Origin of the sequence: Burkholderia sp. Se-20373 (genome assembly GCF_017104705.1) — a bacterium.
GTDB lineage: Bacteria > Pseudomonadota > Gammaproteobacteria > Burkholderiales > Burkholderiaceae > Burkholderia.
In genome coordinates this window covers 1-12,660 of the sequence record NZ_JAAGPH010000012.1, presented here as the reverse complement: position 1 = coordinate 12,660, position 12,660 = coordinate 1, and the positions used below count along the sequence as shown (strand labels likewise).

General features: G+C 60.7%; 9 protein-coding genes and 2 pseudogenes. 9 read left to right on the top strand and 2 right to left on the bottom strand.

Going from position 1 to position 12,660, the window contains the following annotated elements; translation table 11 throughout:
* Window positions 1–335: 335 nt before the first annotated feature.
* Window positions 336–1,349 carry an alpha/beta hydrolase gene (locus G3N96_RS06715; protein WP_206136708.1) on the top strand — a complete coding sequence of 338 codons (1,014 nt, stop codon included), beginning with the start codon at window positions 336–338 and terminating at the stop codon, window positions 1,347–1,349.
* Window positions 1,350–1,356: 7 nt separating this feature from the next.
* Window positions 1,357–2,103, top strand: coding sequence for a glucose 1-dehydrogenase (locus G3N96_RS06710; protein ID WP_124669875.1), 747 nt, complete (start codon window positions 1,357–1,359; stop codon window positions 2,101–2,103).
* 260 nt (window positions 2,104–2,363) lie between these two features.
* Here the strand turns inward: G3N96_RS06710 and G3N96_RS06705 are convergent, their stop codons facing one another.
* Together G3N96_RS06705 and G3N96_RS06700 are read right to left on the bottom strand one after the other, a co-directional pair.
* Window positions 2,364–3,656: an MFS transporter gene (locus G3N96_RS06705; RefSeq protein WP_124674122.1), complete on the bottom strand. Its 1,293-nt coding sequence runs from the start codon at window positions 3,654–3,656 to the stop codon at window positions 2,364–2,366.
* A 133-nt stretch (window positions 3,657–3,789) separates the two neighbouring features.
* A complete protein-coding gene (locus G3N96_RS06700) occupies window positions 3,790–4,797 on the bottom strand; it encodes a GntR family transcriptional regulator (protein ID WP_241022517.1) in 1,008 nt (335 codons plus the stop codon).
* A gap of 144 nt (window positions 4,798–4,941) precedes the next feature.
* Here G3N96_RS06700 and acnA point away from each other — a divergent pair, with 144 nt between their 5' ends.
* The 7 genes and pseudogenes from acnA to G3N96_RS06665 all read left to right on the top strand — a co-directional run.
* Window positions 4,942–7,542: an aconitate hydratase AcnA gene (acnA, locus tag G3N96_RS06695; RefSeq protein ID WP_206136707.1), complete on the top strand. Its 2,601-nt coding sequence runs from the start codon at window positions 4,942–4,944 to the stop codon at window positions 7,540–7,542.
* Between the two features lie 2 nt (window positions 7,543–7,544).
* Complete coding sequence (locus tag G3N96_RS06690; RefSeq protein WP_206136706.1) at window positions 7,545–8,624, top strand: beta-propeller fold lactonase family protein; 1,080 nt, start codon at window positions 7,545–7,547, stop codon at window positions 8,622–8,624.
* 3 nt (window positions 8,625–8,627) lie between these two features.
* Window positions 8,628–9,806 carry a 2-methylaconitate cis-trans isomerase PrpF gene (gene prpF / locus G3N96_RS06685; protein ID WP_206136705.1) on the top strand — a complete coding sequence of 393 codons (1,179 nt, stop codon included), beginning with the start codon at window positions 8,628–8,630 and terminating at the stop codon, window positions 9,804–9,806.
* A gap of 67 nt (window positions 9,807–9,873) precedes the next feature.
* The gene (locus G3N96_RS06680; RefSeq protein ID WP_124669881.1) at window positions 9,874–10,878 is read left to right on the top strand and encodes an ABC transporter substrate-binding protein; all 1,005 of its coding nucleotides are present in this window, start codon (window positions 9,874–9,876) and stop codon (window positions 10,876–10,878) included.
* Window positions 10,879–10,927: 49 nt separating this feature from the next.
* Window positions 10,928–11,698, top strand: coding sequence for an ABC transporter substrate-binding protein (locus G3N96_RS06675; RefSeq protein WP_346778881.1), 771 nt, complete (start codon window positions 10,928–10,930; stop codon window positions 11,696–11,698).
* A 109-nt stretch (window positions 11,699–11,807) separates the two neighbouring features.
* Window positions 11,808–12,043: pseudogene (locus G3N96_RS06670) on the top strand (transposase); the annotation flags it as partial.
* A 188-nt stretch (window positions 12,044–12,231) separates the two neighbouring features.
* Window positions 12,232–12,660, top strand: a pseudogene (locus G3N96_RS06665) (hypothetical protein); the annotation flags it as partial.

Genomic DNA, 12,660 nt, shown 5'->3' with positions numbered 1-12,660 from the left:
GTCTGTGACCGTACTGACTGCCACGACTCTGGCTGCCCGCGGAGTTGGACTGGTCCAAGATCGTGCCCTTGCCTCCGCTTTTCGCCTTCCCTGCGGGTCGTGACGATGTGTCGCGATCTGCGGAGAGCACTGATACGCGCCATGCATCGAGCCGGTATCTTGACGTCGGAGTACCCGTCCACCTACACTCGCTTATAGTACGTGTACGTCCAAAATATGGGTTGCATCGCCGTACGTACCGGGAATTGTGACAGCACGAGGCGTTTGTCCGCCTATAGGCGGGAGCGCTGTTGCCCAGGACTGTCCAGCCCAGAAAAAGCAAGCAGTTGCCGTGCATGTTCGTCACCATGGGAGGGGAGATGCGGAGATTTGTCGATGCGGGCCGCAGGCGGGTTTTATCGGGCGCTATCGCGGCAACGGCCGCCGCGCTTGCGAGTAAAGTTGGCGCCCAACAGAGTGCACAGCATGGCAAGCCCGTGTGGCTGAATTTCGATCAGGCATCGTTGGACAGGGCTTATGACCAGGCGGCTTATGCCCCCAACCTGGACACCGTGATCAAACGTTGGGAAACCAACAGCGAAGATACGCGTACCCGGCTGGGCGCGCCGAGAAAACTTCGGTACGGGCCGACGTCTGTTGAAACACTGGACTTGTATCCCGCGGATGCGCAAAAGGCTCCGATTCACGTTTTTGTTCACGGAGGTGCCTGGCGCGCCGGCTCGGCAAGTCAGTTCAGTTTCATTGCCGAGATGTTCGTAAAGCGAGGCGTGCATTTTATTGCTCCGGATTTCATCAACGTGATCGAGGCCGGGGGAAACCTGATGCAGATGTCCGAGCAGGTCAATCGATGCCTGGAGTGGGTTTACAGGAACGCAGCATCGTTTGGCGGCGACCCTGACCGGATCTATCTGTCCGGTCACTCTTCGGGGGCGCACCTGGCGGCTGTTGCACTCACCACGAACTGGGAGAGGGACTTCCGGCTGCCGGGGGATTTCATCAAAGCCGCGACGCTAGTCAGCGGGATATACGATCTGAAGCCGGTGCGCCTGTCGTCACGGAGCAAATACGTGAAGTTTACCGACGAGGCGGAGGCGCGTCTGAGCCCTCAGCGCCATCTCGATCAATTGCGGGCACCGCTGGTGTTGGTGCACGGAACGCTCGAGACGCCCGAGTTCGTGCGGCAAAGCGACGATTTTGCGGCGGCCGTTCGGAAAGTGGGCAAGCCTGCGGGTCTGGCCATCGGACGAGGCTATAACCACGTCGAGATACTGGAAACGCTAGGCAACCCATACGGAGTTGCCGGGCGCTATGCGCTCGCGCAGCTTGACGGTGCAGCATTCAACTCGTGAGGAAAGTATGGCTAGTCTTGAAGGAAAGGTCGCGCTGGTAACCGGTGCGTCCAAGGGAATCGGAGCTGCAATAGCCAAGGCGTTCGCAGCGCATGGCGCTGCAGTAGTCGTGGCCTATGCATCCAGTAAGTCTGGCGCGGATGCCGTGGTGGACGAAATCACTGGGCAGGGCGGAAAAGCAGTGGCCGTCGCAGGAGATGTATCCAGAGAAACCGATGCGGCCAATCTGGTCCGGACAGCCATCGATGAATTCGGGCGCCTCGATATCTTGGTGAACAATTCCGGAGTCTATGCGTTTGGCCCTATAGAAGAGGTGTCGGAAGCGGAGTTCCACCGTCAGTTCAATACCAACGTACTTGGACTTTTATTGGTAACGAAGGCTGCAGTGAAGCATCTCGCCGAGGGCGCGAGCATCATCAACATTGGGTCTGCCGCGTCTCACGTCCCGCGAGCGGGGAGCGTGATTTACACAGGCACCAAGGCCGCAGTCGATGCGGTTACCGGTGTTCTGGCTCAAGAGCTGGGTTCGCGAAAAATTCGCGTGAACTCGATCAACCCGGGCTATGTGGTGACTGAGGGGACACTCAGCGCCGGCTTTCCCGGTTCCGATGCTGAAGCCGACATGATTGCCAGAACGGTCCTCGGGCGTGCGGGACAGCCCGACGACGTCGCAGACATTGCTGTCTTCCTTGCTTCCGATCAGGCTCGTTGGATGACGGGGGAAATTCTTCTGGCAACTGGTGGCATGCATTGACGGCCGTCCATGCGGATGGCGGGCGGTAAAGGTGCCCCGTGAACGGGGGCCATGCCGGTGTCTTCTCTTCCCGGTTCGAAAGTGAGGGCCTCAGACGCATCGCTGACCACGACCTCGTCCCGTTACTGGGGCAGCCCGCCCGCCGTGATCCACCGCGACCGTGTCGTCACGTATCGTCAGCTCGACGAACGTTCGACGCGCATGGCGATCGGATGCTCGCTCTCGCTTTCCCAAAAGGAGAACCAACGCGCAAAACAGCGTCATGCCGCAACATGAGTGTTCGCTGCGCGTCGACTACGAACCATCGGTGAACGTGTCATTGTCAAGACCACTGTCGCGCCTGCGAGCAACAGCAGGCCCGCAATGCCGAACGCCCAGTTATAGCTGCCCGTGGTATTGATCACATAGCCGGTCGCGATCGGCGCCACCATGCCAAAGACATTGCCGCCGATGACCACGAACGCCATCGCCTTCGCGATGTCGCGAGAACTGGGAAGCAGATCGTTCAACAACGCGAAGTTCAGCGAGGTCGTTGATGCGATACCGGTTAGCGTGATCGAAAATACAACAAGCAGTGTCGCGAGGTTCGACGTGAAAGGCACGGCAAGAATCGCTGAGCCGGTGAGCATCGCAAGCGCAACGGCGTTGCGACGACGACCGGTGCCGACTCCTCCTTTCTTCAGGTAGTGATCACTCAGTCGACCGGCCAGGATACACAGGACGACGGACGCGGCATAGGGAACCGCCGCGAAGAAGCCCGTATGCGTCAGGTCCAAATGTCGGGTTGTCTGCAGATAGCTGGGTAGCCAGGTCAGAAAGAGATATTGCGTATAGACGTTGCAGCCTTGCGTGATGGCGAGCCCCCAGAGGGTCGGGGAGCGCATCAGCGCCAGGAGGCCGGTTGTCTCTGCCGCGCAGCTATCCGTACCGACGAGCTTCGCGTCGCGCTCGCGCACGATCTTTTCGCGCTCTTCCCCGCTCAGCCAGCGCACCTTCTCCGGAGCGTCGAAGAACATGAGCCATGCGGCGAGCCACGCAAAGCCGATCCCCCCGGCGATGACGAACGAGACTCTCCAGCCGAAGAGTGAGACGAGCGTACCCAGCAACACGGAACAAATGGCCGGACCGGCATATGAACCGCTGTTGAACATTGCCGTCACCATGCCGCGCTCGTTGGCCGGTATCCATTGGCGAATGACCTTCGCGCCTGCGGGGTTGCTGGTGGATTCTCCAGCGCCCATCACCAGGCGTGCGGCCATGAGCGTCACGAAGCTTGTTGCCGCGCCTGTCAGCGCCGTTGCGGCAGACCACACGAAGATTCCGATTCCCGCCATGCGCTTGGTGCCGAAGCGGTCGATCAGAAAGCCCATCGGAAGCAGGAACAACGCATAACTCCAGATGAACGACGAAAACAGATATCCCATGCCGACAGCCGTCAGCTTGAATTCGCTCGCGATCGGTCTGGCTGCAATCGAGAGCGCGATACGGTCCATGTAATTGATCATGGACAGGGAAAAGAGAAAGACGGCTATCCAGCCTCGGCGGTAGGGCATGCTTGTCTCCAATGTTTCGGAACCTCGGACGCCGGAGTGGCTCAGGGTTCTCTTTTAAGCATTTTGTGATAACAAAATGCAATACGGGTGATAAAAAAGCGGTCGATGAGGACCGCGAGAAGGGCAAGGAAAATTACGTCCGCGGTGTGAAGACCTCCTGTGCGTGAACCTTGGCGCGTCGAGCGCCCTCGATATGGTCGCGCAACAGCGCCGCCGCGCGCAGCAGATCGTGCTGGGCGATTGCGTCGAGTATCGCGAGGTGTTCAAGGGCCTGTTCCTGCCTGGGCTTGCGGGCTCTGGCCTGTCGGTACTCGACGAGGCGGCGCAGCCGATCCATTCGGCGGACCGATTGCGCAATGAACCGGTTGCCGGACCATTTCGCAATCGTTTCGTGGAACTCGCTGTTTGCTTCGAACAGTTCTACCGAATTCATGGTGAGGTAGCCGCCTTCGGCAATGAAGCGCTGACGGCGGCGAAGCTCCTCCAGTTCGACACGGTTCGCGCTGAAAGTCGGCGACATGACACCGGTCGGCTCGATCGCGGCACGGAACAGATAGCTCTCTTCGTACGCTTCCACGGAATCGATCATCGGCATGAACTGCCAGCCGTGACCGACTTGCCGCTCGATCCAGCCCTCTTCCTGCATACGCGACAGCACCCGGCGCAGCTCGCTGCGCGACACGTTGTACTGGCGCATCAGGTCGGCTTCGGTCACGACGTCGGGCAGGCAATGCGCGAGGCGGTCCTCCGCGATCTTCAAGTAAAGCGGATCGTCCGGCTCGTTGAAGAACTGCGCGGCGACATCCGTCACGTCTCGCGCAGGCTTGGCCATGAAGAAGCCGCGATTCGGGTCGTAATAGATCACACCGAGCGAAACCAGGTGATGCAGGGCAACGTTGACGGGCGTGCGGGACGTGCCGATCTTCTCGGCGAGGATCGATTCCGCCAGCCGGTCGCCGATGGCGAGATCCTCGCGCCTGGCTAGGGCCAGGATTTCCCGTGCGACGCGAGTCTGAAGCGGCGTAAGTGGGGTGGCGGGCGATTCTGTGGACGGTTCCATGTCGATTGGGGGCAGCAAATGACCGTTCACGACCGCCGGATGCGGCGGTGCAACTGAAAAGCCGGGTTGTGATTTTGCCATTGGCTGCTCCCATCGGTGACTGGGCGACGTCCTGAGGTCAGGGTAATTCCCAGGCGAGACTGCATTTGCATATTGCGTTTTATGATCATAGAATGCACTTCATCGAAACGCAAGCCGCTGAGCATTGCCCTGGAGAAAACCCCGATGTCCCGTACGCTTCCTCACCAGTCTGTCGAATACGTCAGCGTCGCCGACGCGATGCAGTCCGTTGATCCGGCTTCCTTTGCACGCATGCCTTACTGCGTCCGAGTGTTCGCCGAAAACATCATTCGCAGGCAGCCCGCCTCGGAGGCTGGCCGCTACCTTCAGGCATTGTCCGAGCGTCGCCACGACGTCGACTTTCCGTACTATCCGGCTCGGGTCGTATTGCAGGACCTGCTCGGCACGCCGGCGTTGGTGGACCTCGCCGGCATGCGCGACGCGATTGCGGAAGCAGGCGGAGACCCGGCGACCATCAATCCGGTCGTGGCGACACATCTGGTCGTCGACCACTCGTTGAACGTGGAGGTCGCCGGGCACGATCCGGACGCGATGGCCAAGAATATGGCGATCGAGCAAACGAAGAACGCCGAACGCTTCGAATTCCTGGCCTGGTGCAAGCAGGCGTTTTCAAATCTCGACGTGTTGATGCCCGGCAACGGCATCCTGCATCAGGTCAACATCGAATATCTGTCGCCGGTCATTCAACTGCAGGATGGCGTGGCATTTCCCGATACGCTTGTGGGGACGGACAGCCACACGACGATGATCAACGCGATCGGCGTGCTGGGCTGGGGAGTCGGCGGTATCGAGGCCGAATCCGTCATGCTCGGGCGCGCGGTGTGGCTGCGGCTGCCGACCATTGTCGGGGTGGAACTGAATGGATTCCGCCAACCGGGCGTGACAGCGACCGACCTGGTGCTCGCCATTACGGAATTCCTGCGCAAGCAGAAGGTCGTCGGTACGATCATCGAGTTCTACGGTGCAGGCGCCCGCGCAATGACACTGAGCGATCGTGCAACGATCTCGAACATGGCGCCGGAATTTGGTGCAACGGCCGCAATCTTCGCCATCGACGAAAAGACGCTGGACTTCATGCGTCTGACCGGGCGCTCCGATACCCAGATCGCGCTGACGGAAAGCTATGCGAAGGCGCAAGGGCTGTGGGCGGACGATTTCGCGGACGCCGAATACGATCGTGTTCTTTCGTTCGATCTGTCGGCGGTCGGACGCGCGCTCGCGGGGCCGTCGAACCCGCACGATCGCGTGCCGCTCGCGAGCCTCGTCTCGAAAGGCATCGCTCGAACGGACGCAAAGCCCGCTGGGTTGCACACGTCGTCTTCGGCGACGCCGCTCGACGATGGTGCGGTCGTCATCGCTGCCATCACGAGTTGCACGAACACGTCCAATCCGCGCAACATGATCGCGGCAGGATTGGTGGCCCGCAAAGCGGTCGAGCTGGGACTCGAGCGCAAGCCATGGGTCAAGACGTCTCTTGCTCCGGGATCGAAGCCGGTGGAGCGCTATCTGCGCGAGGCGGATCTGATGGCGCCCCTCGAGACGCTCGGCTTCGGCATCATCGGGTTCGGCTGCACGTCGTGCAACGGGATGTCGGGACCGTTGCCGAAGGAGATCGAGGACGACATCGTCAGCCGTAACGTGCATGCCGTTGCGGTGCTGTCGGGTAACAGAAACTTCAACGGCCGCATTCATCCTCGCGTCAAGGAGGCGTTTCTTGCTTCCCCGCCGCTGGTGGTCGCTTACGCGATTGCCGGGACGATCAACGTTGACATCGAGAACGGTGTCATCGGAACCGACCGATCAGGCAATCCGGTCTATCTGAAAGACCTGTGGCCAAGCGACGACGAGATCGACAGCTTGCTCAATGCAAGCCTCCATGGCGAGCAGTATCTGCGTATCTATGCGGAAATGTTCCGCAAGACCGAGCAGCTCGATGGAGCCGGTGCCGTTCCTGCACGCTTCCCCTGGCGTGAAAACAGCAACTACATCCGCCGTCCGCCATATTGGCAGCCGAGCCTGACCCAACCGGCTCGTTTCGACGGAATGCGTGCCATCGGCGTGTTTGGCGACAACGTGACGACCGATGATCTGTCGCCGTCGGGCGCGATTCTGCCGGAGAGTGCAGCCGGTGAGTACCTGATCGCGCATGACGTGAGTCCCGCCGAGTTCAATTCGTACGGCACCCGCCGTGGTGACCACCAGGTGGCAATTCGCGCGACGTTCGCGAACAACCGCCTGCACAATGAGATGGCCGGCGGCCAGGAAGGGTCGATTACCCGGATGGAACCGGAGGGCACGACGATGCGCCTGTTCGACGCGGCCGAAAAGTACATGGAGCGTGGCCAGGAGCTGATCGTGATTGCGGGCAAGAATTACGGGTCGGGATCGTCACGTGACTGGGCGGCGAAGGGCGTGCGGCTGATCGGCGTGCGTGCAGTCGTCTGCGAGAATTTCGAGCGCATTCATCGTTCGAACCTGGTCGGCATGGGCGTGTTGCCGCTCGAGTTTCCCGATGGAACCGACCGGATGACGTTGCGGATCGACGGCTCCGAAGTATTCGCGATCGACGGGCTGAGTGGTCCGGTCGCGCCGTCGATGCCGCTGTTGCTGCGGATCACGCGCAAGAACGGGGAAGTCGCCAGCGTGCCGGTCCAATGTCGCATCGATACGGAGGAGGAAGCGGAAATCTTCAATGCAGGCGGCCTGCTTCCGCGGATCGCCGACGAAATTGGCAAGGCAGCCTAATCATGTCTCGCACGTTCGCGTACGTGGGCTGCCGTACCACGCGGGAGCGCAATGCGCGAGGGACCGGTATCGTCGTGTACGAGGTAGACGATACCGGCACCTGGGTGCACTTGCAGACGCTCGAACCGCTCGTCAACCCGAGCTTCCTGGCATTCAACGCCCGCCAGGATGTGCTCTACGCCGTGCATGGCGACGGAAGCTCGGTCAGCGCGTATCGCGTCGATCCGGTAACGGGACGCATTGCGGCGCTGAACGATCGGCCATGCGAAGGACGCAATCCGGTTCATCTCGCGTTGTCTCGCGATGGCACATCGCTGGTTGTGGCGGGTTACGCGACGGGGACGGCGAGCAGGCTGGCGATTGCCGACGACGGCCGACTGGGCGAGGTCGTTGCGCCGGTGCTCTCGTTGACCGGCAAGACAGGCCCGCATCGCATCGAGCAGACCGGATCCCACCCGCATCACATCTCTCGATACGTCACACGTCGCTTCGATACAGACTGGCATATCGTCCCGGACAAAGGCCTCGACACGGTCTTCGCCGTTCGTTGGGCCGAGGGCGCGAGTTCGCCGGTCGTGCGGAACGCGCGCTGCCGCGAAGGGGCGGGGCCGCGCCATGCTGTGTTCCATCCGGAATTGCCGCTGATTCATGTGTCGAACGAACTCGACTCAACGGTCACCACGTGGTCATTCGAGCCGCAGACCGGGCACCTCGAACCGCTCAGCACGGTGTCGATCATCCCCGCAGTGTTCCACGGACAGTCCCGTGCCGCCGGCATAGCGATCGCGCCGGATGGACGCGCGCTTCACGTGACCAATCGTGGACACGACAGTGTCGCGACCGTGGCACTGGACGCCGCGACAGGGCTGCCCGAGAGCGTTCACTGGACGTCCGCACTGGGTGTATGTCCGCGTTTTCTCTGCTTGAGCCCAGACGGTCGCTATTTGTACGTCGCGAACGAGCATTCGCACACGATCATCCAGTACGCCATCGATGCGGCAATGGGCCGACCGGTACCGACTGGCCGCGTCGTCGAGACGGGCAGTCCGGTCTGCATCTTATTCAAGACAAACGAGGAGTAATTCATGGGGCAGTACAGCATTCCTGCCGTCTACATGCGAGGAGGCACCAGCAAAGGCGTTTTCTTTCGTGCCGACAACCTGCCGACGGACGCCGCTTGGCGTGACGCAATCCTGCTTCGGGTGATTGGCAGCCCGGACCCGTACGGCAAGCAGATCGACGGAATGGGCGGCGCGACCTCGAGCACGAGCAAGGTCGTCCTGGTGGCACCGTCGACGCGACCGGATTGCGATGTCGACTACTGGTTTGGCGCGGCATCCATCGAGAACCCCGTCATCGACTGGTCGGGCAATTGCGGGAATCTGACATCGGCGGTCGGCCCCTTTGCGATCGCTCAAGGTCTCGTCGACGCGCCTGAGAACGGCGTGGCGACGGTGCGCATCTGGCAGGCGAACATCAACGCGAAAATCATCGCCCACGTGCCGATGAAGAACGGTGAAGTCGTCGAGGAAGGTGATTTCGAGCTCGACGGCGTCACGTTTCCCTCGGCCGAGATCCGAATCGAGTTCCTTGATCCGGGCGGTGCTGAAGAGGGCGAGGACGTGACAGGCGGCATGTTTCCGACCGGTCGTTCGATCGACTCGCTCGACGTACCTGGTCATGGCGTATTCGAGGTCACGCTGATCAATGCCGGCAATCCGGCGATATTCATCGATGCGGAAGCGCTCGGCCTGCGCGGGAACGAGATGCAGGCGGAAGTGAACGGCAACGCCGCGCTGTTGGCCAAGTGCGAGGCAATTCGCGCACACGCTGCCGTGCGAATGGGGTTGGCTGCGACGGCTGAGGAAGTGACGTCACTGCGGCCACACACGCCGAAACTGGCGTTTGTCTCGATGCCGACGGAATACGTCGCATCGAGCGGCAAGCGCGTCGATCCGCACATGGTGGATATCAACGCGCGCATTCTGTCGATGGGCAAGCTTCATCATGCGATGACGGGTACGGGTGCCGTCGCGCTGGCGGTCGCGGGGGCCATTCCCGGTACGATCGTCAACCGCCTCGTGAGCGGCAGAACGCTATCGCAACTCCGGTTCGGCCACCCGTCAGGAACCATGGCAGTGGGCGCGGAAGCAGAGCAGCGTGGCGGAACCTGGGTCGTGACCAAGGCCGTCATGAGCCGAAGTGCCCGCCGATTGATGGAAGGTTCCGTTCTGGTGCCGGCGTCCGCTGTGAATGTTGAATAAGGTCGCGGCGCAACCGCCCCGATATAACGCGCCGCATCCGGCGTCGATCAATAGGAGGAGACATTTCATGCATCGAGTCATTCGTCGTGGCGCCATCGTCGCAGCAACTCTGTGCGCGTTTCATGGAGCCAACGCTGTGGCGGCAGAAAAAATCACGATACTTGTCGGGGGCATCAACAAGCTGATCTATCTGCCGCCGAAGCTGGCTGAAAATCTCGGCTACTTCAAGGACGAAGGTCTCGACGTCGAACTCCAGTCGCAGCAAGCTGGCGTGGATGCCGAGAACGAGCTGCTCGCGGGCGCCGCGCAAGCGGTGGTCGGCTTCTACGATCACGCGATCGATCTGCAGGCGAAGGGGAAGGAAATCGAAACCATCGTTGTGTTCGGACTCGTGCCCGGCAGCATGGAGATGGTTCGCTCGGATGTCGCCGGTCAGATCAGAAGCATGGGCGACATCAAGGGGAAGACGCTGGGTGTGACGGGGCTCGGTTCATCCTCGACGTTTCTCGGTCAGTATCTGGCCGCTCGCCACGGTCTCAAGACAACCGACTATTCGATGTTGCCGGTCGGTGCGGGTAATAGCCTGATTGCGTCGTTGAAGCAGAAGCGTGTCGACGTGGCGTGGACGACCGAACCCACGACGTCTCTGCTTCGAGCAGGTGGCGATGCGAAGGTGCTGGTGGACCTGAGTAGCATCGATGGCACCAAAGCGGCGCTCGGTGGGCTTTATCCTGCCTCCAGTCTGTATGTCCAGCGCACGTGGGCGGACGCGCACAAACCGGAAGCGGCGAAGCTCGCGAGAGCGTTTGTCAGAACGCTGCAGTTTATCCACACCCATTCCGCTGACGAAATCGCCGCAAAGATGCCGGCGGATTACTACGGTGGCAACAAGGTGCTTTATGTCCAGGCACTGAAGGCCTCGCTGCCCATGTACTCGTCGGACGGCAAGATGCCTGAAGGCGGCCCGGAAACCGTGCTCAAAGTGCTGAGCGATTTCAATCCCAATATCAAGGGGAAGCACATTGACCTGTCCAGAACGTATACGAATGATTTCGTGAATCAGGTCAAGTAACGGTATGGGCAGAATGGCTCGATGTATCAGACGCGTCGAGCCCAATTGCATGAAGCACGCCATCAAGAGAATATATATGACATTGGATAGCACGTTTGCGACTTCGCAGGGCATTGCCGAACTGACACCGACGGGGTGCCTTCGTGCGGCCATCAATTTCGGCAATCCGATTCTCGCCGTTCGTGATCCGGAATCGGGCGAAGCGAAAGGCGTCTCCGTTGATCTGGCCATGAAACTGGCCGGGCTGCTTGACGTTTCGCTCCAACTCGTCTTGTACGATTCAGCCGGCGACGTGGTGACGGGCTGCGAGCGCGGCGAGTGGGACGTTGCGTTCGTCGCTCGCGACCCCGTGCGTGGCAAAGCAATAGACCAGACTCGCCCTTACGTCCTGATCGAGGGGGCCTATCTCGTGCCCGAGGTCTCTCCTATCCGGTCGAATGACGAGGTAGACGCAATCGGCACCCGTGTCGTCGTTGGCAACGGTAGCGCGTACGATCTCTACCTCACGCGCGTGCTTCATAATGCGACGCTCGTGAGAGCGGCGACCTCGCCGGCTGTCGTCGATACGATGCTGGCGCAAGGGTGCGAAGTCGCGGCTGGCGTCAGGCAGCAACTCGAATTCGATGCAAACAGGTTGTCCGGATTGCGAATGCTTCCCGGCCAATTCATGGTCATCGAGCAGGCGATGGGAACACCCAAGGGCAGACCGGCCGCATTTCGCCTTCTGAATGAATTTGTCGTGAAAGCGATCGAGTTCGGCTTCGTGTCGCACACTCTGGTCGAGCACGGCATTCTGGGCGCCACCGTCGCGACGGCCTGATCGCCCGAGTATGCTCGACCTCAAACCCTGGCATCGGAAGAACTGAACAATCTGGCGCAGGCTACGCTTTTCTCGTCATTGTCTGCGTCGTGCACGGCTGTGTATCGATTCATCAGAGTGGCTGCGGGCATACCACCGCGAACTGTCCCAAAGAGTGAGGCGCGAGACTCTGACCAGCTCAGTCTGTTCAACGAAGCCGATGCACTCGGCGCGAACGCGACGCCCGCTCAGGAAGACGTCCCGGAAACGACCATCGCCGCGCAAACGCGCAAGAAGCGCGGTCACCGCAAACCACTCGATCCCAGTCTGCCACGGGAAGTCGTACGGCACGAACCGCCCAAATCTCTGCATCACCGATGTGACAAGTGCGTGTCATTTGTGAATATGTTTTTTTTCGCTTGATTACATCCCCATCGGACTGGATAGAATGCTACGCGTTCCTGATGAATACGGAACGGTTCGTACATTTTTGTCGCTTCGACCATAGCTAAAAAACTGGGGATCCCAATATGCGAGACAACGGAGCACCGACGATGCCATCCGAGGAAATCGTCCCACTCGGCGACATCGAGAATATTGCACGACGCCATTTCGTGATGGGGCTTGGTGCAGCGCTTCTGGCCGGATGCGGCGGCGACGGAAGCGACGTGGTGACAGGCGGTGAGCGACCATCGGCGAACGGCATCGGTCAGGCGTCCCGAGGTGCTCCGGCTCCGGACGGTATCGACGCCGGCGCGACGTCGGCAGGCACTGCCCAAACCCGCGCCTTCACGCATCCCGGCTTGCTGCATACCGACGCGGATTTCGAACGCATGCGCGCTAAAGTCGGCGCCCGCGCGTCCCCGTGGATCGACAGCTGGAACGTGCTCGTCGCCAACGGTCACACGCGCCTGACGAACAAGCCGAACCCGCAGGTCGGCATCTATCGCGGCAATGATCCCACGCATGGTCAGAACTACGGC

Excerpts from the sequence above, each read along its gene's own strand:
- G3N96_RS06715 (WP_206136708.1), top strand. The coding sequence starts at position 336 with ATGTTCGTCACCATGGGAGGGGAGATGCGGAGATTTGTCGATGCGGGC.
- G3N96_RS06710 (WP_124669875.1), top strand. The coding sequence starts at position 1,357 with ATGGCTAGTCTTGAAGGAAAGGTCGCGCTGGTAACCGGTGCGTCCAAG.
- G3N96_RS06705 (WP_124674122.1), bottom strand. The coding sequence starts at position 3,656 with ATGCCCTACCGCCGAGGCTGGATAGCCGTCTTTCTCTTTTCCCTGTCC.
- G3N96_RS06700 (WP_241022517.1), bottom strand. The coding sequence starts at position 4,797 with ATGGCAAAATCACAACCCGGCTTTTCAGTTGCACCGCCGCATCCGGCG.
- acnA (WP_206136707.1), top strand. The coding sequence starts at position 4,942 with ATGTCCCGTACGCTTCCTCACCAGTCTGTCGAATACGTCAGCGTCGCC.
- G3N96_RS06690 (WP_206136706.1), top strand. The coding sequence starts at position 7,545 with ATGTCTCGCACGTTCGCGTACGTGGGCTGCCGTACCACGCGGGAGCGC.
- prpF (WP_206136705.1), top strand. The coding sequence starts at position 8,628 with ATGGGGCAGTACAGCATTCCTGCCGTCTACATGCGAGGAGGCACCAGC.
- G3N96_RS06680 (WP_124669881.1), top strand. The coding sequence starts at position 9,874 with ATGCATCGAGTCATTCGTCGTGGCGCCATCGTCGCAGCAACTCTGTGC.
- G3N96_RS06675 (WP_346778881.1), top strand. The coding sequence starts at position 10,928 with ATGAAGCACGCCATCAAGAGAATATATATGACATTGGATAGCACGTTT.